Raw genomic sequence first — 22,703 nt, 5'->3', positions numbered from 1 at the left:
ACGCCGTCGCCGCAGTCGGCCTGTCGACCTGTCTGGAAGAGCTCAGCCGGCCAGCGCCAGCCCACCCGAAACATGCCAGGCCTGGGCGTGGCCAAGACCACGCAACAGGCGCGCGGCGCGGGCACTGCGATTGCCGCTGCGGCACACGAACACCAGCGGACGGGCTGCGCCATCGAGCCAGGCCGCGGCCTGCCCGGCCAGCTGCGACAGTGGAACATGCTGGGCCGCGCGCCCCCGCAAGCGTGCGGCGCCCGCCGCGTGCTCGGGCGGTTCGCGCACGTCGACCAGCAAGGCGTCCGGATTGGCTTCCAGCAAGGCATGCGCAGCCGCCGCATCGAGATGCATGCCGTCTTCGGGCAAGGCGTCGGCGCCCGGCCGCGACACCGCGGGTTCGCCCATCCGGTGGCAGCACAAAACCGTGGCGGCGATCAACGCTTCGTGTGGCATGACGCCAAACACGAAGCGCACGGCGTGCCCGGGCAGGCCGGCGCCGTCGGTACGACCGAGCAAAAAGGCATTGCCGTTCCTGACCAGCAGGTCCTGGCCCAGTGCGATCGATTCGGGTGCGCCGGCGGCAGTGGGCCGCCCCGGCCAGCCTGGCGCCACCGCCATCAGTTCACCCAGCGCATCGGCCCCGCCGGCGCCCGGGCTGGTGTCGAAACAGGCCGTTAGCCGACAGCTGCGCGCGCGCAGATCGGCGGCAATGCGCGGCGCCAGCGCCAGCGGGGGGTCGATCGCGATGCATTCGCGCCCCGCGGGGTCGAACAGCAGCCAGCCACTGGCGCCGCCATCTTCGAGCTGCTGCAGCCCCGCCGGCGCGCTTGCCGCCGTCAATGCCCGGCCACAGTCAAGGATCCGGGCGCAGGCCGCATCGACAAAGGCGTCGTCCACCAGCGGGCCGAACGACATGCGCACGGCTGCCGCGCTGCGCGCTGGCGGCACCCCCATGGCGTCGAGCACATGGCTCGGCGCGGTCTTCGCAGCCGAACAGGCCGAGCCGGCGCTGACGCGCACGCCGGCGGCATCGAACAGGTCGAGCAGTTCCTTGCTGCTGCGGCCCGGCACCGAAAAATTGAGCGTGGTCGGCAGGGCATGCGCCAGCGGCGCGTTCCAGACAAGATCCGGGAAGGCCTGGCGCAGCGCGGCTGCCAGCCGGTCGCGGCATGCCAGCAGCCCGGCGTGGGAGCGGAACGTGCCGCCCGCTTCCAGCGCGCCGAGCACCGCGCCAAGCGCGGCGATGCCGGCCATGTTCTCGGTGCCCGAGCGCTGGCCGCCTTCCTGCCCACCGCCGCACATCAGCGGCGTGTAAGGCGCGTCTTCGCGCACATACAGCATGCCGATACCTTTCGGGGCGTACAGTTTGTGACCCGAGAACGGCGCGTAGTCGATGCGCGTGCGATCCAGCGCCAGGGGCAGCTTGCCAAGCGCCTGCACGCAGTCGACCATCCATAGCGCCGGGCTGGCGGTGTCGCGCAGCACGGCCGCGATGCCGTCCAGGTCGGAGACGATCCCGGTCTCGTTGTTTGCCGCCATGGTGCACACGAAGGCCGCGCGCGGCGCCAGTTCTCGCAGCAGGTCCAGCCGGTGACGCCCGTCGGCGTCCACCGGCAGCGTGCGCAGCTCCAACCCCGTGCCCAGCAGCCGGTTCCAGTGCGCCAGGCTTTCCGGCACCGCCTTGTGCTCGGTGGCGCCAACCAGCAGCAGGTCGCCGCACGAGATACCACGCAAGCGCCGCTCGCGCACCGCGCACAGCGCCGACAGGACCGCGGTCTGGATGCCTTCGGTGGCGCCACTGGTAAACATCACCCGCCCCCGGGCCGCGCCCAGCACGCGACGCGCGGCGGCGCGGGTCGCATCGAGCAAGGCCTTAGCGCGCAGGCCGGCCGCGTGGCTACTGCTCGGATTGCCGAAACAGTCCTGCATGGTGGCGTTGGCAGCCGCGGCGGCTGCCGGCAGCACCGCTGACGTGGCATTCGCGTCGAGGTAAAGTTCTATGATCATAAAGAATTACAAAAAGGTAATTAGTTGCTTCGGATCGTGTTATCGTTGACGGATATGCTACGGAATTGACCCGGTCATTGCATACCAAGTTTCCTGCCAAATTCAGTCTGATTGGCATATCTATTCTCCATATATCCAATTTGGAAAATGAATTCACTCGACAAGTTTGATTGCGCCATTCTGGCCGCATTGCAGGCGGACGCTACCCTCTCGATTTCCGGCCTTAGCGAAAAGGTCGGGCTGTCCAGCACCCCTTGCTGGAAGCGCGTCAAGCGCCTGGAAGAAGACGGGTATATCGAAAGCCGTGTCAGCATCGTCAACCGCAACAAGGTCGGGCTGCCGGTGACGGTGTTTGTCAGCGTGCGCACCAGCGAGCATGATGAAAAATGGCTCGAGCGGTTCGCGGCGGCCGTGGTCGCACTGCCGGAAGTGCTCGAATTTCACCGTATGAGCGGCGACGTCGACTACCTGCTCAAGGTGGTCACCACCGACATCGCCGGCTACGACCGTTTCTATAAAAAGCTGATCAAGGCCGCGCGCCTGGATGGCGTCTCGTCCGCGTTCTCGATGGAGCAGATCAAGTGCACCACGGCGCTGCCGCTGGAACTGATCTCGCACGGGCTGCCCGCCTGAGTTCAAACACAGCGCTGAATCGTGCGATGATGGCGACGTTGAATTCACAATGATGGAGACCAAGCAATGCCAATCAAGATGAACATCGCGCCGTTGGCGCTGGCCGCGCTGCTGGCCGTGCATGCCGCGGGTGCGGGCGCCGCCGAGCAGGTCGTGAAAATCGGGGTAAGCGGTCCGCTGTCGGGCTCCAACGCCTTTGCCGGCAAGGACAACGAGAACGGCGTGCGCCTCGCCATCGAAGAACTCAACGCGCAAAACCTCCAGGTTGGCGGCAAGCTGCTGCGCTTCCAGTTGCAATCCGAAGACGACGGCGGCGATCCGAAACAGGGCGTGGCCGTGGCGCAGAAGTTCGCCGACGCCGGCGTCAAGTTCGTGCTCGGCCCGTACAACTCGGGCGTGGCGATTCCCGCCTCGCGCGTCTACAACGACAATGGCATCCTGATGTCGACCGTCGGCACCAATCCCAAGATCACCCAGTCCGGCTACCCGACCGTGTTCCGCATCGTTGCCAGTGACACCCAGGTGGGCGGCTCGGTCGCCTCCTATGCGGCCAAGGAACTGAAGATAAAGAACATCGGCATCATCGACGACCGCACTGCCTTCGGCCAGGGCATCGCGATGGAATTCAAGCGCCAGGCCCGGGCCAACGGCATCAAGGTGGCGGGGCATGAATACACCACCGACAAGGCCAGCGACTTTGCCGCCATCCTGACCGCCCTCAAGGCCAAGCGCGTCGATGCAATCTTCTTCGGCGGCTATGCGCCGCAAGCGGCCCCGATGGTGCGCCAGATGAAGGCGCTTGGCCTGAATGTGCCGCTGCTCGGTGGCGATACCCTGTGCAGCCCCGAGATGGCGAAGCTGGGCGGCGCGGCGGTCGGCGAGAACGTGCGTTGCGCGCAGGCCGGCGCCATCGTCGCCCGGCAACCGGGTGGCCCGGCCTTCATCAACAGCTACAAGGCGCGCTTCAAGCGCGAGCCGGACGTGTACGCGCCGTCGTTCTACGACCAGACCAAGTTCATCGCGCAGGCCATGAAGAGCGCCAACTCGACCGACGCGGCCAAGGTCGGCGCGGCGATGCATACGATCGGCTACCAGGGCGTGGTTGGCAAATACGGCTATGACCCGAAGGGCAACCTGAAGCAGACCGCCGTCACCGTCTACACGTTCAAGAATGGCGCATTGACGCCGCTGGCCAGCTACTGATTCACGAGGAACCACGATGAAAGCACTTTTCACCTTGGGCGCGCTCGCCGCAGCTGCCCTGCTGACCTGCGCGCCGGCATCCGGCGCGCCGACGACGCCACCCAAGCCTGCCGCCGCTGCAGTCAGCGCCGAAAGCCGCCAGATCAACGCCCTGGCTGACGAATACTACGAGTCGCTGGCGCGCTTCGAGCCGGTATGGGCGACCGAAAACGGCGACAGCCGTTTCAACGACAAGTTGGGCCTGTCGATCTCGCCGAGGCTGCGCCAGCAGCAGTTCGCGCTCTACCGCAGCTACTTGCGGCGGCTCAATGCGATCCCGCGCGAGCGCCTGGGCAGCCGCGACCAGACCAGCCACGACGTCCTGAAGTTCGAGCTCGAGACCGCGCTGAGCCTGGCGCCCTTCCCGGAACACCTGCTTCCGATCGACCAGATGATCAGCATGCCGGTAATCATGGCGAACTACGCCGGTGGCCAGGGCGCACAGCCGCTCGCTACCGCGCGCGACTACCGCGCCTACCTGAGCCGCCTGAACCAGCTGGTGCCGCACATCGACCAGTCGATCGTCAATATGCGCGAAGGGATCCGGCGCGGTGTGGTGCAGCCGCGCGAGCCGATGCTGTCAAGCCTGCCGCAGTTCAAGCAGCTGGTAGCGGGCAAGCCGCAAGACAGCATCTTCTATACGCCGATCAAGAACATGCCAGCGAGCTTCTCGGCAGCCGAGAAGCGCAGCCTGACGCAGGCCTACCGCAAGGCGATCGCCAACAAGCTCAATCCGGCCTTGAAGCGACTGGCGACCTTCATCGAGAACGACTACCTGCCCAAGACCCGTACCAGCGCCGGCTGGAGCGCGCTGCCGCAAGGCGCCGCCTGGTATGCGGCGCGTGCCGCGGCGATGACCACCACCAGTCTTACACCAGACCAGATCCACCAGATCGGCCTGAAAGAAGTCGCGCGCATCCAGGGCGAATACGGCGAGATCGGACCGAAGATGGGCTACACCGGCCCCGCCGCCGGCCTGCCGCGCTGGGTGTCGGAGCAGCCCAGGTTCAAGCCCTTCACTTCCGACCAGCAGGTGATCGACGTCTACCGCGAGCTCGATGCGACAGTGCGCACCAAGCTACCAGCCCTGTTTACGCTCATGCCCAAGTCGCCGCTCGACCTGCGCCTGGAGCCGGAACTGTCGCGTGCAACCGCGTCCGACCACTACACGCCGCCAGCGGCCGATGGCTCGCGTCCGGGCGTGTTCTGGTCGGTGGTGAACGATCCCAAGGAGTACGGCAGCACCGGCATGGTCACGCTCTACCTGCACGAAGGCCAGCCTGGCCACCACTTCCACATCGCCCTGGTGCAGGAGCTGGGCTTGCCGAACTTCAGAAAGTTTGGCGGCAATAACGCGTTTACCGAAGGCTGGGCGCTGTACGCCGAGACCTTGGGCAAGGAGATGGGCCTGTTCGACAAGCCCGAAGACTATTTCGGGCACCTGAACGACGAGATGCTGCGCGCCGCGCGGCTGGTAGTAGACACCGGCCTGCATGCGAAGGGCTGGAGCCGCGAGCGCAGCATCCGCTATCTCCAGGATACGCTGGGCTATTCGCAAGCCGAGGCGCGCGCGCAGATCGAGCGCTACATGGTGTGGCCGGGCCAGGCGCTGGGCTACAAGATCGGCTCACTGAAGATCATGGAGCTGCGCAAGCGCGCGCAAGACGCGCTGGGCAGCAAGTTCAGCCTGCCGGAGTTCCACCGGGTGGTGCTCGATGAAGGCACGCTGCCGCTGGCGGTGCTGGAGAAGAAAGTCGACGCATGGATCGCGGCGTCTAAATAGCCCTTTTCTACGTAGCGTGGACAGGATGGCTCTGCCCACGCTACGCGTGCAAGCCGCAGCGGGGTTCGATGCGTGCTTAGCCGATCATGAACACCGGGTACCTTCTCCACTCCGGCTCGCGATAGCGCTCGCAATTCGCAAAGATAAAGTCCAGCACCGCTTCCTGGTTGCCCAGCAACGCCGCATTGTCGCGCTTGAAGGTTTCGAACTTCGCCGCCAGCGCCGGCTCGTCGTTGAGCAGTTCGGCCGCGTGGTCTTCGAACACGTAGTCTGAATACGCCTCTTTTTTCTCCAGCACGCTGTTAAAGAAACCCCAGCGGAAGAAGCTGTCGTGGCCGAGCGGCTCGAGCGTTTCGACCGCATAGCGCGCCTGGTCCTGGTCGAGCGGCACGATATAGTCGCCGGCGCGCAGCTGGACCTGGCCGCGGCGCTTTTCCAGCACCACGTCGTCGTGGAACATGTGGCCTTCGTAGGCGTTCGGGCGCGAGCTCACCGACACGATGTGGTAGTAGTCGACCTCTTGCATGCGATCGGCGTCCACGCGCTCGAGACGCACGCCGTTCCACTTTAGGCGCTCGATCGCCTCGACCCACTGTTGCGGCACGACGTAGGCGCGCGGCGCAGGCACCGTGATATCGGCCGGGAAGCTGTTGTAATAGGCGATGTCGCGCTCCCACGGGCTGCTGCGGTCGTACCACAGGCGGGTGTAGGTGCCCAGCACGCTCGGCTTGTACCTGGCTTCATAGCCCTTGAAGCGGAACGAAGACGGATTGGTCTCGTCCATCGCCCAGTGGATCGGCCACTCGGCACGGGTACGGCCGCGCTGCCTGGCGGCGCGCCGCAGGGCCTGGATCTGGCCGGCGTTGTGCACCGTGAATTCCAGTGCAGTCTCCACCAGCGCGCGCATCGATTCGTAGCGATCCTGGAACGGCTTGAGCATGTGCGTCTCGGGCATGAAGCCGATCGTGTGATGCAGCGCCGCGTAGCCGGTCGAAAAGCGTGCGGTCTCCAGGAATTCGGCAATGCCGTGGTCCGGGCTGTCCTTCACCGGGTTCACATAGGGGCAGGTCGGCCAGCCGCGCGCTTGCATGCCGGCATACATGGCCGGCAGCATGGTCGAACGCAGGAAGCCGCCGAGTTCCTCGCCCAGCTTGTCGGCCTGCGTGTGGATCAGCGTCATGGTATAGCTGTAGTCGGCGCCGTTCGAGGTATGGGTGTCGACCATCACGTCCGGGTCCCAGGCGGTGAACAGCTCGTTGAACACGCGGGCGGTCAAGGTGTCGCACTTGACGAAGTCGCGGTTCAGGTCGAGGTGACGGCTGTTGCCCCGAAAGCCAAATTGTTCCGGGCCGTCCTGGTTCACGCGCGAGGTGTCGGCGCGATTGAGGCTGCCATCGACGTTGTACAGTGGGACGAACAGGAACACGGTCTTGCCCAGCGCGGCCAGGCGCTCGGGCTGGGTACAGAAGTCGCGCACCAGCGCCATGCAGCTGTCGACGCCTTCCGGCTCGCCCGGATGGATGCCATTGTTGTTGAAGAAGACCGGACGGCCGGCGCGCTTGAGCTCTTCGCGGTCGAATACGCCGTCGCTGGTGACCACGCCGGCGTGGATCGGCACGCCGGCATCGGACACGCCTACCTGGGAAAAGCGCAGCACGCCGGGATAGCGCAGCGCGAGCGCTTCGTACCAGGCGATGCAGTCGCGCAGCGTAGTGGTCTGGTTCAAGTTGCCCTGTTCGTAAGGGGTGGACAGTTCGTTGGCCATGGTTGCCTGTAGGTGTGATTAAAAAGGAGCCGGCACGGGCACCGGCGCAGTTAACGGCAGCGTGATTGCCAGCACGGTGCCGCCGCCTGGACTGGAGCGCACGTCCATTACGCCGTGCACCGCGTAGACGCGCTCGCGCATGCCGATGATGCCGATGCCTTCCGAGGCGCTGGCCGGATCGAAACCGTTGCCGTCGTCGGCGACGACGATACGCAGCGTCTGCGCGCCTTCGTCGAGCACCAGCCGCACTTGCGCCGACGTCGCCTGCGCGTGCTTCATGATGTTCGACAGTGCTTCTTGCACGATGCGGTAGGCCGAGATGGCCAGCTCGTTGGGCAGGCGCGAGAGATCGCCCTCGCCGTGGAATTCGAAACCGCAGCCGGATCCGCTGTCGTAGTGACGCACCATTTCTTCCACCGCGCCGTGCAGTCCCAGCATGTCGAGCACCTCGGGACGCAGGCGCCGCACCAGGCGGCGGCCATTGGCGTACAGGTCGAGCGCCAGCTTGGTGATGGCCTGCGACTTGCGCCCGATCTCGTCGATCTCCGGACCCGGCGCCGCCTTGGCCGCCAGCGCCCCGATGGCCTGCGCTTCCAGGCGCGCGGCGATCAAGGAGGCATTGAGTTCGTCGTGGATCTCGACCGCGATGCTCTTGCGCTCGTCTTCGATGATCGAGTTCACCTTCTGGATCAGTTTGCGCTTGTCGGCGTCGGCGCGCAGCGCTTCGTTGCGCGAGGCCAGCAGGTCGCGGGTGCGCTCGGCTACCTTGTTCTCGAGGTCGCGCTTGGATTCGTCGAGCGCCAGCGCCATCTCGCCGATCGAGGCCTGCAGCTCGCCCATCTCGCCGCCGGTAGTGACGGGCAGGTGCACGCCAAAGTCGCTGTTGCGGATCCGGCTCAGGGCCCCGATTGCTTCACGCAGCGGCACCGTGAGCGAGCGCGCCAGTACCCAGGCCAGGATGCCGCTCACTGCCAGCGCCAGCGCGGCGATGCCCAGCTCGAACTGGAACCGGCGGGTCTGCTTGGCCATCATGTTCGACGGCGACATCGTCACCCTTACCCAGCCGACGATCTCGGTGGTGAGCGTCGGTGGGCGCAGCAGGCTCGACGCCGACACATGCGGCGTGCCGTTATCGGTGAACAGGTTGATCCACACCACCTGCTTCTTGATCGGCGCCTCGTAGTAATGCTTCTGGGCGTCGATCGCCGATTCGGAATCGACGCGCACCGCCTGGGCGCCGTCCACGCCCACCACTTCGATGCGATACAGGCTGCTGTCCGACTGCACCAGGCCGTTGATCGTGAGGCGCAGGTCGGACAGGTTGCCGGAAATGACGTTGTACTCGCTGGTCTCGGCCAGCGCGCGCGCCAGGATACGTCCGCGCTCGGACAGTTCCTCGGCCACCTGCGAACGGTGCGAATACCACGAATACCACACGAAAGAGGTGAACAGGCAGGCCACCGGCAGCATGGTGATGAAGGTCATGCGCCGGCCGATGCTCCAGCCGCGCCAGAAGCGCAGCGTCATGGCGCCGGAGCCGGCGCCATGCGCACGGCCGAGCGCGCCGGTGAGCGTGCGAAGCGGCGCGCTTCGTCGGACACGCGCACGTCGAGCGAACGCGCCACGCCTTCATTGACCAGGGTGCGGAAGTAGCGCGGGAATTGCGGCGGGGCCAGCTCGCCGGTGGCCACGAAACTGGCCGCGATCTCGGCTACCTGGGTATTGATGTCTTCGATCTCTGAATAGGTGGTGGCAAGCGCACCGACTTTCACCATGTCGGCCGAAAAGCCAATCACGCCCTGCTTGCGGCGGTAGGTCGAGAGCAGGATGTTGCGTACGTTCTCGGGGTTGTAGACGTCGCCGTCGGGCAGCGCCAGCAGCACCTCGGCGCGCGCCATGCGGTTGAGCGTGTGATTAATGTCGTCGTCCAAGGCCAGCGGCTGCACCTCGACTTCGCTTTCCAGCTCGGGGCGCAGGAAGGCAGTGTCGCGCCCCAGGATCGCGCCCACGCGTACCGGCCGGCGGTACAGCAGCGCGGCCAGGCGCAGCTGGTCGGCCGGCGCCGGTTCGGCGTACACCGCGGTCATGGAGGCGGCACGCCCCGGCACGCCCTTGGTCACCGCGCGCCACACCTGGCTCGAGGTGAAGGCCGAGATGACGACGCAGTCGCAGCGGCGCCCGACCGCATCGCGCAGCGCGGTGGGACCGATCGCGACATACAGCATGCGGCGGCGCTGGGCCAGCTCGGTGCGAAAGGCGCCAAAGGTCGGCACCAGCCGCTTGTACAGGTCTTCGGCGATGCGGCGCGTGACCTGGCTGTCGTCGCCGGTGATGATCTGGAAGCGAAAGCCCGTGACTTCTTCGTCCTTGACAGGATCGGCCTGCGCCGCGCCGGCGAGCAGCGCGAGCGCCGCGGCGCCGCTCAGGAGCCGATACGGCAGTTGTGTCAAGCGGCGCATCGCGCCACCTAGGGTTCGATCAGGCCGTGCTTCACGGCCAGCAGGGTGATGTTGGCCTGGCGATGCACCCCCAGCTTTTCCTTGATCGACTGGCTCACGTTGCTGATGGTCTTGGTCGACAGGTCGAGCTTCTCGGCGATTTCGGCATTGGTCATGCCCTCGGCCATCAGCTTGAAGATCTCGAGCCCGCGCTCATCGAGCTGCGATTGCGGCGTGACGTCGCCGCGCACTGCCAGGCTGGCCAGGCGCGAGGCGATCTGGGGCAGGAAATACAGCTTGCCGTCGTGCGCATGGCGCACCGCGGTGACCAGGTCGGACGGGTCGCAATCCTTGGTGACAAAGGCATGCGCGCCCAAGCGGTAGGTTTCCTTGATCAGGCTGTCCTGGTCGAACTGGCTCAAGAAAATGATCTTCGCCCCCGGGTCGTTCTTCAGGATGCTTTGCGCGGCATCCAGGCCGGTCAGTTCGGTGCCGAAGCGCATGTCGAGGATCACCACGTCGGGCTGTTGCGCCGCATACAGCGCCACCGCCTCGCTCGGGGTCTTGGCCTGGCCTACCACCTGCATGTCTGCCGCTTCCAGCGACATGGCAAAGCCGGTCATGACGATCGGATGGTCGTCGGCCAGCATCACGCGAATCGGTTTTTTTTCTTCGGACACTACTTTTGCTCCTGTCTTGAGGCCCGCTGACATTCGCTTACCAAGTTCTGGCAGCTCGGTGTGCCAATCGACGGAATGGGTGCGGGCAATAGGATGATTATTTCATACAACGCGTCACGATGCGAGCGCCCCTTTTTCTCCTGCTCTGATGGTTCGCATCCGACCCATGGCATGCAGAATTACTATTAAATCGCTTTACTTATTGCTATGCCATGGCATATATTGCTTCTACAGCCTGTCAGAAGCAGATTTTTCCTGTCATAGAAAGTTTGGCGACCTGGTCGCCTAACCACAATAAAAGGAGATCGCCATGCATTTTTCGCAAATCAATGAAGCTCCCGGCGGCAAGGCCGGCAAGTTCGCCCTGGTCGCAGGCCTGCACGCGCTGCTCGCTGTAGGCGCGATGAGCGCGATGAGCAGCAAGACCATCAGCCTGCCGGCCCTGCTGGAAGACCAGATCGTGTGGATGCAGCCCGAGATTGCGCCGCCGCCGCCGCCGCCGCAACCGCCGCAACCGCGAGCGAGCGTCTCGACGCCCGACATCGTCGTACCGAAGCAGGAGCTCGACACCACCCCGCCGCCGATGGATGACCTGGTGCAGGCCAGCACCGAGGCCGATCTGGCGCCACAGCCGGCACTGCCCTCGCACAACGACGCCGCACCTGCGCCGGCTGACGCCGGCAGCAATCCGGGGGTAATGGGCAGCGCCGTGCTGGCCGATGCCGATAGCTGCGCCAAGCCGGCCTATCCAGTCAATGCGGCGCGCAATGGCGAGACTGGCACCGTGACGCTGGCGCTGATGGTGGGCACCGACGGCCGCGTGCAGGGCTCGCGGGTGCAGCAATCGAGCGGCTCGCGCGAGCTCGATCGCGCCGCGGTCAACGCCCTGAGCCTGTGCCAGTTCAAGCCGGCCATGCATGCCGGCGCCGCCCAAGCCGGATGGGCGCAGATCGCCTATGTCTGGACCCTCGAGTAGGTATTACCCGGTTTTCCCCTCTTGGCCCGCCCCAGCTTTTAGCCTGGCGGGCTTTTTTTCGCCTGCTGTACTGATAACAACTACCGATAACAACTACCGATAACAACGACCGATAACAACATCAACACCGGAGAGAGACAATGCCGACCACTGTATTTTCTAGGGTGCAGCCGCGCACCCCTGGCCTGGCCGCGATCGCGGCCGCCTGCCTGACCCTGCTGGCGCTGGCCTGGCTGGCGATCGCCCCTGCGACGCCGCCGCTGCCGCCGGCCGCGGCGCCCGATGTCGGGCGCATGCTGCGCCACGTGGCCGTGCTGGCTGCCGAACCGCGGCCGATCGCGACCGCGGCCAACGCCAGGGCGCGCGACTACATCGTCGAGCAGCTGCGCGGCATGGGACTGGCACCGATACTGCACCGAGCCACCGTGAAGAAAACCACGGTGCAGTTCTGGGGCGGCCGCCATGTCACCCTGGGCGTGGTGCGCAACATCGTCGTACGGCTTCCGGGCAACGCCCCACAGCAGCCATCGCGGCCCTCACTGCTGCTGGCAGCGCACTATGACACCGGCAAGGCCACGCTGGGCGCGGCACGCTCGGGCGCGCAGGTGGCGGCGCTGCTGGAAACGGCCAGGGCGCTGCGTGCCGGCCCCGCACATGCGAACGACATCGTGCTGCTGTTCGCCGATGGGGAGACGGTTGGCGCCCTCGGGGCGCAAGGCTTCGCCGAACAGCATCCGTGGGCGCGCGAGGTGGGGCTGGCGGTGCGCTTCGATAGTGCCGGCAGCGCCGGAGCGCCGATGCTGGTCGATGCCGCCGGGGCCGGGAGCGCGGTGCTGCGCGGCGTTGCCACGGCAGTGCCGGGCCTGGAGGGTTCTGCCCTGGCGGCGGCGCTGGCCAGGCTGCTGCCCGAGCCGCTGCGCATTGGCCCGCTCGCGCGAATGGACGCCCCTGCCCTGCTGTTTGCAAATACCGGCAAGCGCTTCGACGCCAGGCACGTGCTCGATACGCCGCAGCGCCTGGACCCGGCCATGCTGGCGCAATCGCACGCCACCATGCTGGGCCTGGCGCGTCACTTCGGCAATGCCCCGCTGGCGCGCGGCGTCCATTACGCGCACAGCTATTTTGCCCTGCCGCTGGTGGGCAACGTCGAGCACTCGGCCTACCTGTCCTGGGCGCTGGCGCTGCTTAGCTGCGTGCTGCTGGTGCGCGGCTACCGGCGCGCCCTGGCGCAGGCCGGCACTTCGGTGGCGCCGCTGGTACAGGGCTTTTTTGGCATTGCGCTGATCCTGCTGGCGGCGCGCATGGTCCTGTGGGAGCGGCGCGAAGAAGTCATTGCGCTGACGCAGGCCGCCAGCCACGAGCCGGCGCTGGTGTTCGCCATCATGGGCAGCTGCCTGTTCGTCGGCGCGCTCTACCTGCTGCGCTGGCTGGCCGGCGGTGTCGCGGTGTTCCTCGGGGCGATGGCCTGGATCGCCGCGGTCCTGGCCGGGGTGTTACTGGTCGCGCCCGAGCTAGCCTATGTGCTGGCCTGGCCGCTGGCGGCGGCACTGGGCGCCTTTACCGCCTTGCAGCATGCCCGCGGCGCCCTGCCGCGCCTGGCCATCGTCGCCGCGGGCTGCGTGCCGGCGGCCGTGCTGCTGGTGCCCGCGCTGGTTGGCACCTGGACCACGCTGGCGCCGCAGGGACTGTATGTGCCTGCGTTGATCATCGCCATCCTGGTGCTGTGCTTTGCGAGCATGCTCCTCCTGGTACCGGTCGGGCCGGTCGCAGGACCGGCGCTGGCACTGGTGTTTGCCGGCTGTGCGGTGCTGCCTGCACCCGCGGCCGACGCCGCCCCGGCTGCGCCGGAACGCGCGCAGGTAGAACCGAACCGGCTGGTCTATTTCAAGGACATGAACAGCTGGCGCGCCTACTGGTTGCTGCCGCCGCAGCAGCTCGACAGCTGGTCGAGAGGGCTGTTCCCGGACCTGGCGGCGCCGGCGATCCATGTCGACGTCTTCGGTTGGCACAGCCCGCGCCAGTGGTATGCGATTGCGCCGCGCGACGACCGCATTGCGTTTCCCGAAGCCCGGGTGTTGAAGAATCCGGCCCTGGCCTGGACCAATGCGAAGCCCGCCACGCGCCAGGTCGAATTCACCTTGCGCTCGCAAAACCGCGCGCCACACGTCGAATTGTGGGCGGCCGGCACCAAGCCGCTGCGCTCGACCGTCAACGGGCAGGTACTGACCACGAGCGAAGCCGGGTGGTCGATGTCGCTGTACGGAATGGAAGACCAGCTGCTGCGCTTTACGCTCGACGCCAAGGCCGAAGACCTGCTCGCCATCGTGGTCGAGGAACGCATCCCCGGCCTGCCCGTACACCTGCTGCCGCCGGGCGCTCCGGCGCGCATGCCCGGCACCGGCATGACCATCTCGTCGGACGTGCTCAGGTTTTACTAGGAATCCAACCAAGCAGTTGGCATACAATGGACGACGCACCCCGTGCCCCATCCATCAACTTTCACAGCAGGATTCCATGCACAAGATCGTCTCCTCCGTTGTCCTCACCGCCCTCGCGGGCAGCCTGGCGCTGGCCTATCCGGCGCACGCCAATGCGGCAACTGCCGTTGCCAATGCGTCGCAGCAGTCCGCCGCGGCTGGCACCGTCAGGGAAGCGCTGCTGCGCGCCCACCTGGCTTTCCTGTCGTCCGACGCCGTCGAAGGCCGCGGCACCGGCCAGCGCGGCGGTGAACTCACCGTCACCTATCTCGAAACGCAAGCCGCCGCGGTGGGCCTGAAACCGGCCAACAACGGCAGCTTTCGGCAGCCGGTGAAGATCGCGGGCGTGCGCTCGCTGCCGCAAAAGAGCAGTCTCGGCCTGGTTGCGGGCGGCCAGACGCTGCCGCTGCAATTCGGCGCCGACTGGGTCTGGGGGCCGGGCGACGCCAAGCCTGACCACACGCTCGATGCCGAGCTGGTGTTTGTTGGCTACGGCATCAAGGCACTTGAGGAAGGCTGGGACGATTACAAGGACATGGACGTCAAGGGCAAGGTCGTCGTCATGATGGTGAACGATCCGGCGCCGACCGCCGCCGAACCAAAGCGCTTCAATGGCGCCGGCCTGACCTATTACGGCCGCTGGACCTACAAGCTCGAAGAAGCCGCGCGCCAGGGCGCCGCCGGCGTCTTGCTGATCCACACCGACGCTTCGGCCTCGTACGGCTGGAGCGTGGTGCAGAACAGCTGGGACGGCCCCGAGCGCTTCCAGCTGGCCGAGGGCAAGCTCGGCACCGGCTTGCAGGGCTGGATGACCGACGCCAGCGCGCGCAAGCTGTTCGCAGCAAGCGGCCAGGACCTCGACCAGCTGCGCGCGGCTGCCGAAGACAAGGCCTTCAAGCCGGTAGTGCTCAACGCCCGCGTCAAGGGCGAGGCGCGCGCCGAAGTACGCACGCTCAACGAATTCAACGTGGCCGGCATCGTGCCCGGCACCGATCCGAAGCTCAAGGACGAAGTCGTGGTGTACAGCGCGCACTGGGACCACATGGGCAAGCAGGGCAGCGAAGGCGACACCATCTTCAATGGCGCGGTCGACAACGCATCGGGCACCGGCGCGCTGCTGGCGATGGCCGAGCAAGCCGTGCGCAATCCGGCCAAGCGCAGTCAGATGTTCCTGTGGGTCGCGGCCGAAGAGCAAGGCCTGCTGGGCAGCGCTGCCTATGCCGCCAAGCCGCTGTGGCCGATCGAGAAGACCGTCGCCAACCTGAACCTGGACAGCCTGAACTTCGTCGGCCTGGTGAAAGACGTCAGCATTCCGGGCAGCGAGCGCACCGACCTGGGCGCGATGGCCGCGGCCACCGCCAAGAGCATGGGCCTGCAGGTCGCAGCGGCCAAGCCCGACCTGGCGGGCGGCTACTTCCGTAGCGACCATTTCAGCTTCGCCAAGGCCGGCGTGCCGGCGTTTTCGGTTGGCGCGGGCCACGGCTGGGTGAAAGACGTGCAGGCGAGCGACGCCAAGCAAAAAGCCTACCGCGCGCGCTATCACCAGGTGTCGGATGAATACGATCCGAACTGGGACCTTGCGGGCATGGTGCAGCAGGCACAGTTCACGCTGAACCTGGGCCGCAGGGTAGCCGATGCGCCGAACGCGCCGCAGTGGAAGGCGGGCGACCCGTTCGGCAAGGCACGCAGCGCAGTGAAGTAAGCGTTCGTCGCGCGGGCCGAATGGCTGTGTGAAATTTTATTTCACCCAGCCATCAATAATGAAATTTTATTTCATCACTGAATGATCCCGCACGCCATGCGTGCGCCGCCGCCGCCCAGCGGTGCAGGATGGTCGGCGTGGTTATCGCCGCCCGCATGCACCATCAGGGCCTTGCCCTTGACGTCGGCCAGCTTCAGGCGCGGCGCCAGCACCGGGTTGCTCGCTGCGCCTTTTGCATCGACGCTCAGGGCGGGCAGGTCGCCCAGGTGGCCTTCGCCCCACGGCAAGCCATGCTTGCCGGTCTTGGCCGGGTCGAGGTGGCCGCCCGCGGCGCCGGCGGCGACCGGCTTGCCGTCTTTCTGCTGAGGCGCGCAGCTGCCGTTTTCGTGTACATGGAAACCGTGCAGGCCAGCCGGCAGGCCGTTCAAGGAAGGCGTGAACACCAGCCCATGACGGTTCTCGCTGACGGTCACGGTGCCCACGGTAGCGCCCTCGCCCTTCTCGGTCGCCATCTTCATGGTGACCTGCAGGTCGGCGGCGTTGGCGGCGGCGCAGCTCGCGCCCAGCAAGACAGCACACATCCAGTGTTTATTCATGACAAGCTCCTCGGAATTGGTTGAGTAGAAAACAACCAGGCCAGTGTATGCCATCCCCGAATCGGGGCTGTTCCGGAAGAACGTCGTTCAGTGCACTTGCAGCGCTGGGACGGTTACGTCAGCAGCGAGCGCACATGGTCGACATCGATCGGCTTGGTGAGGTGATGATCGAATCCGGCGTCGAACGCCAGCTGGCGGTCTTTTTCTTGTCCCCAGCCGGTGGTGGCGACCAGGGTCATGCCCGCCCCGTGCGCCGTCGCGCGCAGGCGCCGCGCCAGTTCGTAGCCGTTCATGTCCGGCAGGCCGATATCGAGCAGGGCCACTTGCGGCGCGAAGCGAGCCGCCAGCTCCAGTGCCGCTGCCCCGGTATGGGCCACGCCGACCACGCAGCCGACCAGTTCGAGTGCCATCGCCAGCGTCTGCGCAGCGTCTTCGTTGTCGTCGACGACCATCAGGCGCAGGCCGGCAGCGTGGGCGTGGTCTGGCGCCGCGGCCTGCGCGCGCAGCGCCGTCTCGACCAGCGGCAGGCGCAGGATGAATTCACTGCCCTGGCCCAGTCCCGCACTCTCGGCGCGAATCGTGCCGCCATGGAGCTCGACGATGCCGCGCACCAGCGCCAGGCCGATGCCCAGCCCCCCCTTGGCCCGGTCCAGCGCCGGCTCCAGTTGCGAGAACATGTTGAACACGCTGCCCTGGGCCTCGATCGCAATGCCGATACCGTTGTCGCGCACCCGGATCTCGGCCTGCCCGCCGTCGCAGCGCAGCGTGAGATGGACCTGGCCACCGTCTGGCGTGTACTTGGCGGCATTGGTGAGCAGGTTCAGGATGACCTGTACCAGCCGGGTCGCGTCGCCGTCGACCACCACCGGCGGCGCGGCCAGGTCCAGCTGCAGCCGGTGCCCGGACGCCGCCATCAGCGGCTGCACATCCTGCGCGGCGCTGTGCACCAGCGCCGTGAGCTCGACGGCTTCGCGGCGCAGCTGCATGCGCCCCTGCGTGATACGCGACACTTCCATCAGGTCGTCCACCAGCCGGGTCAGGTGGCGCAGCTGGCGATCAAACGCCGACAGCAGCCGGTCGTCGGCCACGCCCTGAAACTTCATCTTGAGCACATCGAGTGCGCTGCGCATCGGCGCCAGCGGGTTGCGCAGCTCGTGCGACAGCGTTGCCAGGAATTCGTCCTTGCGGCGGTCGGTCTCGAACAGCTGGGCATTGAGCGCCTGCAGCTTGGTCTCGGCCTCCAGGCGCGCGACGAGCGCCGCTTCGGCCGCCTTGCGGGCGGCGAGCAGTTCGCGTTCGTACTTGCGGCGGTCGGACGCCATGAACAGCGCCCACTGGTCGTAGACGCGCCCGCCCTCGTTCAGGCGCAGGATGTTGATCAGCATCGGCAAGCGTTCGCCGCGGCGGTTGCGCAGGTCGACCTGCACCTCGCTCACCGAGCCATTGACCTGCAAGATGGGCAAGCAGTGCGTGTGGTGAAACAGGCGGGCGCCGATCGGCAGCAGGTCGGGCATGCGCAGCTTGCCGGTCAGCTCGTCGCATTCATAGCCAAGCCAGCGGCAGGCGGTGGCATTGGCCCTCAAGATCAGGCCGTCGATGTCGGCCAGCACCAGCGCGCAGGCGGCCTGTTCGAACAGGATCTCGGTGGACGGCAGCGCGCCGGCCTCGCGCTTATCGCAGGGTGGCGGCGAGGAAGGCGTCGATGGCACGTGAACTCTCTGTGGGCGCACTCATGTGAGGGCAATGGCCGACGTTCTGGATCACATACAGCGTGCTGTTGGGCAGATGTCGTTGCAGATAGTCGCCGACGGCGCGCGGCGCGATCAGGTCGTCGCTGCACTGCAAGATGAGCGCCGGCACGCGCGACTTCGGCACGTCGGCGCGGTTATCGGAAAGAAATGTCACGCGCGCAAAGTGCTTGGCGATTTCTGGATCGTTGCGGCAAAAGCTGGTGGTCAGTTCTGCACTCAACTCCGGCTGGTTCGGCGCGCCCATGATGGCCGGCGCCATGCTGCTCGACCAGCCCAGGTAGTTCGACTCCAGCGTTTCGAGCAATTCGTCGATATCCGCGCGGTTGAATCCGCCGACATAGTCGCCGTCGTTGATATAGCAGGGCGAAGGACCGATCATGATTTGCGCAGCGAAGCGCTCGGGCGCCTTGATCGTTGCCAGCATCCCGATCATGGCACTGACCGAATGGCCAATGAACACCACCGGGCCGGTCGCGCAGGCATCGAGGATCTCGAGCAGGTCGTCGGCATAACCGTGCAAGGTGCTGTACTTGGTGCGGTCGTAGGCATTGAGGTCCGAGCCACCACTGCCGACCAGGTCGAAGGTGATCGTCTTGAACCGTTCGCCAAAGGCCGGGGCAATGAAGCGCCACATGGTCTGGTCGCAGCCAAAGCCGTGCGCAAACACCAGGGTGGCTGCCCCGCTGCCGGTGACTTGGACGTTATTTCTGATCAAAACAGACATGGGATTTTCCGAAACCAAAATGATGACGATTCTATAAAGAAGCATTGTACCGGCAAATAGAGCGAAAGACACCCGTGACATGGGCATGTGGCCGGCAGGCGCAAAAAAAAACGGCACCCCTCAGGGTGCCGTCTTCATGTCAGCGAAGCTAAACGATTACTCGTCGTCGCCGTGATGCTGCTCGGCCGGAGCCGCCGCATTCTGCTGGTCGTCCATCGCCTGCAGTTCGGCAGCCATATTGGCCTTTCTTTACCGAAGGCGACGGTACAGGTGACTTCGGGCAGCATGTCCGTACAGTTCGGAAGATTTATTTGAACATCATTGCGACCCCACGGATCGTGGATCGTCGTTCGTACCGATCGGAATTTTTACAGCACCAGCATTCGAGACTTCACTCGCATGTACGATCGGATATAGCAGAGCATCCTCTGTCGCAAATTTACTGTACTTCTTCAAATGTTCTAACCAATTTAGCTGCACTTGCCGCGTACTTTTGCGAGCGCGACGAAAGGCAATGCCAATACACCTTGAAAGAAAAAGAAGCCAATTTTTGGAGGCTGCCGTTTCAGGCCGTCCTTATGCAGACAATTGGGAACTCGCGCCTCGCTGAAGGCAGCACCAAATTTGCTATACTTGTCCATGCGCCTAAACGCTCCATACGCCCCAGAGGCGAATTCCTGGTCACCTTTTCCAGCAATAATCGCATCCGTTTGGCGCTTCGAACGCGTGGTTTTATCTTCGCTGGCAACCAGTGTTTCATCATGAAAAGCGGGTCCATCGCCTGGCCCGAACTCCTCCCCGAATTGCCTTGAGCCTGCGTCAGGGAGATTGTTTCCTGTCCCGGCCTCCACCGCGCACCGACCCCGGGCCAATGCCAAGTTCACGCGCGAAGCGTTCATTGTCGCTTCACCACATGATGAGCTCGTGACATTTGCAGTGATCCCATCTGCTGCGAACGATACGGATGTCGCGGCGCACAGCAGTACCAAAGCCCCCAAGACATTACCGATTTGCATTTTCATGTTTCGACTCGGCCAGAGAAGCATCTTCCCCTTTGTCCGGAGAGCGGATCTCGTTATCAAACTCCAATTCGATAAGAGCTTCGTCGCTCCAGGCGGTTTCGTGGAGTGGCGGCCGGAACAATGTACCGTTGCCGATGACTTCCAAGGGAACTTTTCGTCCCGGGAGGGTGATCCACGCACCACTAATCATCCGATCAGCGATATAGAATGTTTTGACGGTTCCAGATGCGCAAGGCCCCCCGAGCATACGAAATGCATTGCGCTTCACAAAACTGAGCTCGTCTCGTTGAATCGCCCAGCGTACATGGCACTCGAGCCTGAGATCGCCAAGCCGCCGCATGTTTGCCGGAAGCCCGGGGGTTCGAATATCGGGTCTGATCGTTATCGTGTTTTTCTTGCGGTTTATCAGTAGCTCAGCACCGTCGTCGACTGCCGCCTGGTCCAGGGGCAGCGAGAAGCTGCTATTTTGATCTAACTGTAGCGGGATCGAGTGAGCCCTGCTTTCGAGACTCATTGTGACGCCATCTATGCTCGTGGCCGGATTCAGCGAGCGCACCGAAAAACGCAGAGCAGCCTTTGGCGCCAACTCCCGATGCCTTTCAAACGCATCAAAACCTAGCAGCAACGTCCGATAGGGTTTCCATTCCGGGTTCCTTACGCCTGTTATTTCAATCGATTGTCCATTCTTTGCATTATCTGTCGCCGTTTCTTGCGCGCTGTGAGTTTGATCGGCAGATGAAATGCATGATGAAAACAAAAGTGTGGCGCCAACCAAGTGAACGCCGATTACATGTAATTTCATAGATCCCACTTATAAAACAACCCCGGGTGTTCGCGATTCGAGCAACGTAATAGTGTCGGCGATAGACCTTGAATCGCGGGCTTCGCTGGCACCATATTGACCCCAGCAGTGCCAATTGTCGGGATGCCGCCGAAACCATTCTGCGAACCAATCAAACAGTTGCTCCATGATGCGTACATTTCGCTCCTCCCCTAAATCTTTTCCAACATCGAATTCCAATTTCTCGCCAAAATGTATATCCACGGCGACAAGCCCGCGGAAGCGGCTTAATACCGGCACCACCGTCGCGCCGAACTTTTGGTTAAAATATGCGATTCCTGCCATTGTGCCAATATTCCGCCCCATGAGCCCAATATTTACCAAATTAGGGCCGTGAAACACGTCTGGCATGATCACTAGCACTTCGCCGCGCCTGAGTGCCTTAACCGCATCTAGGACGCCGCGCTTGTTATTGAAGCAAACAGACAGGTCGGGGAAATACCGCCTGTAAAATTTCTCATAGCGCCCATTTTCTGGATCGTTTTTCGGGTCAGCGTAAAATAAATGAATCGGACGTTCACTGCCGATTTCAGCAAGGAGGAGCATGGCGCCGCTAATAAACGAGCCATAGTGCGGCGCAGCCAGTATAACTGGTCCTGGCGTATTAACCACATCCCCGAAAGTCTGGACGGAACGCGTATGATGGGTTACTCGGACCAGCCAGCGCCCAGTATCCACGCTAACCCGGCCCAGCAACTCAGTCCAAATCAACTCATAGTACTTAGTCACTATGCTGCCTTGCGCCTCACGTTTTGCATCAGGGATTGGCGGAACAGCTTTGTTCATGCCAGCCAAGACCGCGTTAATATAGGCGCGGTGTTTGCGCGGCAGATGCAAAAGGGGCTTCGCGATTGTGATCAGGCACCCGAGTATAAAGGCCAGAACAATCGGAGGCAGGTCGAATACGAGAACGCGAAGTTCGCGTACCGAGTTTACCAAAGGACGCAGCAAGTTAGCGGCGACCATTAGTAAAAATGCAATTACAAAAATTGATACAAGCGAAATAGCCCCTCCCGATAAGGTGCTCGTGACCGAGCTGAAATGTACCAGAATCAGGTGCCAGAGCGCGACTGCAGTCAGGGCGAACAGCGAAAGCAATCCGAGATAGTAAGCCACGATGCCCAACAGCGGCAAAAAATCCGTTGACGAAAGAGAACGATTCCTATACTTGGAGAGCAATCCGCTTCGGGTGCATTTTAGAGCTAGGGTTAGATTGTTTACTCCTAGGAAATCACCCAGCAGCCAGTAGCCGTCGAATTTGAAATAGGGAAGGAAGGAGAAGGCTGCGAGTAGCAGTGTCAAGCTAATTGCCGGCAATACAGCCGGGAACCAGGGGACTAATAGTGTCAAAGCCGCAGCATACAAAAATTGGAAATAGATCCCACCGACATCGACGCGCATTCGCGCCCATCGGCCTCGCGACCAGATATCCGAGACGTCAGTGTAAAAAGTCGGGAACAGACCGTTTACGCCAATCCCAATAATGTTGGGGCTGGCTCCGCCTCGAACGCAAGCGGCAGCGTGGCCGAGCTCGTGAAACACAATGCTAGGAAGGACCAATGCTGCAACCATCAGCGGAGCAACTGGACCTGAAGAATAGTTCTCGTTTGTTCGCCACAGTGCGTAGATCGCAGCGAAAATTAGCACCGATGCTAGAGCCGGTGAGAAGAAAATGGATAAAAAACGGGCCAGCACATCAAGCAGCCGCCCTTGGAGCAGAGGCATAGACAAGCTAAATTCCGTTACCAGCTGTGTATGTTCGAAAAAGGCTGCAGGAAGATCATCAACAGCCTGTTCGACATCTTTTGCCGACACCGTGAAGCCAATTTCACATGACAGCTTGGCGGCAATCTGGTCAGATGAGCTGGGGTCAGCGACCGCCATCATTACATTAAGCAATATTACTGTCTGTGGCGATACCGCGAAATATCTACCTCCAGCAGCGACAATCCCATGACCTTCTGGAGTGATATCTACACGTAGAACAGAAAGCAATACTCTCATATCAAAATTTCTCTCGAAATTATTTTAAAAATAACAAACACTCTCCTGCAAGCTCTACTTCCGACTGC

At 63.7% G+C, this 22,703-nt stretch carries 17 protein-coding genes; 6 read left to right on the top strand and 11 right to left on the bottom strand.

Annotated elements, in window-relative coordinates:
- Nucleotides 1-42: 42 nt before the first annotated feature.
- A complete protein-coding gene (locus NRS07_RS02530) occupies nt 43-2,001 on the bottom strand; it encodes an aminotransferase class V-fold PLP-dependent enzyme (protein ID WP_259210867.1) in 1,959 nt (652 codons plus the stop codon).
- Between the two features lie 147 nt (nt 2,002-2,148).
- Between NRS07_RS02530 and NRS07_RS02525 the strand changes: the two genes are divergently transcribed.
- The 3 genes from NRS07_RS02525 (at nt 2,149) to NRS07_RS02515 (ending at nt 5,659) form a co-directional block, all read left to right on the top strand.
- The gene (locus tag NRS07_RS02525) at nt 2,149-2,634 is read left to right on the top strand and encodes an Lrp/AsnC family transcriptional regulator (RefSeq protein ID WP_259210866.1); all 486 of its coding nucleotides are present in this window, start codon (nt 2,149-2,151) and stop codon (nt 2,632-2,634) included.
- Nucleotides 2,635-2,700: 66 nt separating this feature from the next.
- The gene (locus NRS07_RS02520) at nt 2,701-3,837 is read left to right on the top strand and encodes a branched-chain amino acid ABC transporter substrate-binding protein (RefSeq protein WP_259210863.1); all 1,137 of its coding nucleotides are present in this window, start codon (nt 2,701-2,703) and stop codon (nt 3,835-3,837) included.
- A 16-nt stretch (nt 3,838-3,853) separates the two neighbouring features.
- A complete protein-coding gene (locus NRS07_RS02515) occupies nt 3,854-5,659 on the top strand; it encodes a DUF885 family protein (RefSeq protein WP_259210861.1) in 1,806 nt (601 codons plus the stop codon).
- Nucleotides 5,660-5,735: 76 nt separating this feature from the next.
- Here NRS07_RS02515 and NRS07_RS02510 read toward each other — a convergent pair whose 3' ends face one another.
- Genes NRS07_RS02510 through NRS07_RS02495 form a run of 4 tightly spaced genes read right to left on the bottom strand, consistent with a single transcriptional unit; the run spans nt 5,736 to nt 10,542 of the window.
- Entirely contained in the window at nt 5,736-7,424 is a 1,689-nt protein-coding gene (locus tag NRS07_RS02510; protein ID WP_259210860.1) for a M14 family zinc carboxypeptidase, read from the bottom strand.
- An 18-nt stretch (nt 7,425-7,442) separates the two neighbouring features.
- A complete protein-coding gene (locus tag NRS07_RS02505; RefSeq protein WP_259210858.1) occupies nt 7,443-8,951 on the bottom strand; it encodes a sensor histidine kinase in 1,509 nt (502 codons plus the stop codon).
- The gene (locus tag NRS07_RS02500) at nt 8,948-9,883 is read right to left on the bottom strand and encodes a hypothetical protein (RefSeq protein WP_259210857.1); all 936 of its coding nucleotides are present in this window, start codon (nt 9,881-9,883) and stop codon (nt 8,948-8,950) included. The genes NRS07_RS02505 and NRS07_RS02500 overlap by 4 nt, the downstream gene beginning before the upstream one ends.
- Before the next feature lie 8 nt (nt 9,884-9,891).
- Complete coding sequence (locus NRS07_RS02495; RefSeq protein WP_259210855.1) at nt 9,892-10,542, bottom strand: response regulator transcription factor; 651 nt, start codon at nt 10,540-10,542, stop codon at nt 9,892-9,894.
- Nucleotides 10,543-10,852: 310 nt separating this feature from the next.
- On the opposite strand from NRS07_RS02495, the gene NRS07_RS02490 reads away from it, so the two are divergent.
- From NRS07_RS02490 to NRS07_RS02480, 3 genes are all read left to right on the top strand, one after another.
- Nucleotides 10,853-11,518, top strand: a complete 666-nt coding sequence (locus tag NRS07_RS02490) for an energy transducer TonB (protein ID WP_259210854.1) — start codon at nt 10,853-10,855, stop codon at nt 11,516-11,518.
- A 140-nt stretch (nt 11,519-11,658) separates the two neighbouring features.
- Nucleotides 11,659-13,956, top strand: coding sequence for a M28 family peptidase (locus NRS07_RS02485; protein ID WP_259210853.1), 2,298 nt, complete (start codon nt 11,659-11,661; stop codon nt 13,954-13,956).
- Nucleotides 13,957-14,032: 76 nt separating this feature from the next.
- Entirely contained in the window at nt 14,033-15,697 is a 1,665-nt protein-coding gene (locus NRS07_RS02480) for a M28 family peptidase (protein WP_259210852.1), read from the top strand.
- A gap of 74 nt (nt 15,698-15,771) precedes the next feature.
- Here NRS07_RS02480 and sodC read toward each other — a convergent pair whose 3' ends face one another.
- The 6 genes from sodC to NRS07_RS02450 all read right to left on the bottom strand — a co-directional run bounded on the left by sodC (nt 15,772) and on the right by NRS07_RS02450 (nt 22,635).
- Nucleotides 15,772-16,293, bottom strand: a complete 522-nt coding sequence (gene sodC / locus NRS07_RS02475; RefSeq protein WP_259210851.1) for a superoxide dismutase [Cu-Zn] SodC — start codon at nt 16,291-16,293, stop codon at nt 15,772-15,774.
- A 113-nt stretch (nt 16,294-16,406) separates the two neighbouring features.
- Nucleotides 16,407-18,002 (bottom strand): ATP-binding protein, encoded by a 1,596-nt coding sequence (locus tag NRS07_RS02470; RefSeq protein WP_259210849.1) that lies wholly within the window; start codon nt 18,000-18,002, stop codon nt 16,407-16,409.
- A complete protein-coding gene (locus NRS07_RS02465; RefSeq protein ID WP_259210847.1) occupies nt 17,965-18,768 on the bottom strand; it encodes an alpha/beta fold hydrolase in 804 nt (267 codons plus the stop codon). The genes NRS07_RS02470 and NRS07_RS02465 overlap by 38 nt, the downstream gene beginning before the upstream one ends.
- 470 nt (nt 18,769-19,238) lie before the next feature.
- Nucleotides 19,239-19,790 carry a hypothetical protein gene (locus tag NRS07_RS02460; protein WP_259210845.1) on the bottom strand — a complete coding sequence of 184 codons (552 nt, stop codon included), beginning with the start codon at nt 19,788-19,790 and terminating at the stop codon, nt 19,239-19,241.
- Nucleotides 19,771-20,592 carry a hypothetical protein gene (locus NRS07_RS02455; protein ID WP_259210843.1) on the bottom strand — a complete coding sequence of 274 codons (822 nt, stop codon included), beginning with the start codon at nt 20,590-20,592 and terminating at the stop codon, nt 19,771-19,773. The genes NRS07_RS02460 and NRS07_RS02455 overlap by 20 nt, the downstream gene beginning before the upstream one ends.
- Before the next feature lie 9 nt (nt 20,593-20,601).
- Nucleotides 20,602-22,635: a hypothetical protein gene (locus NRS07_RS02450; protein WP_259210842.1), complete on the bottom strand. Its 2,034-nt coding sequence runs from the start codon at nt 22,633-22,635 to the stop codon at nt 20,602-20,604.
- Nucleotides 22,636-22,703: the final 68 nt, after the last annotated feature.

It is taken from the genome of Massilia sp. H6, from assembly GCF_024802625.1.
GTDB lineage: Bacteria > Pseudomonadota > Gammaproteobacteria > Burkholderiales > Burkholderiaceae_D > Telluria.
Note: the sequence above shows the minus strand (reverse complement) of the source record. Positions and strands in the feature narration are given on the sequence as shown.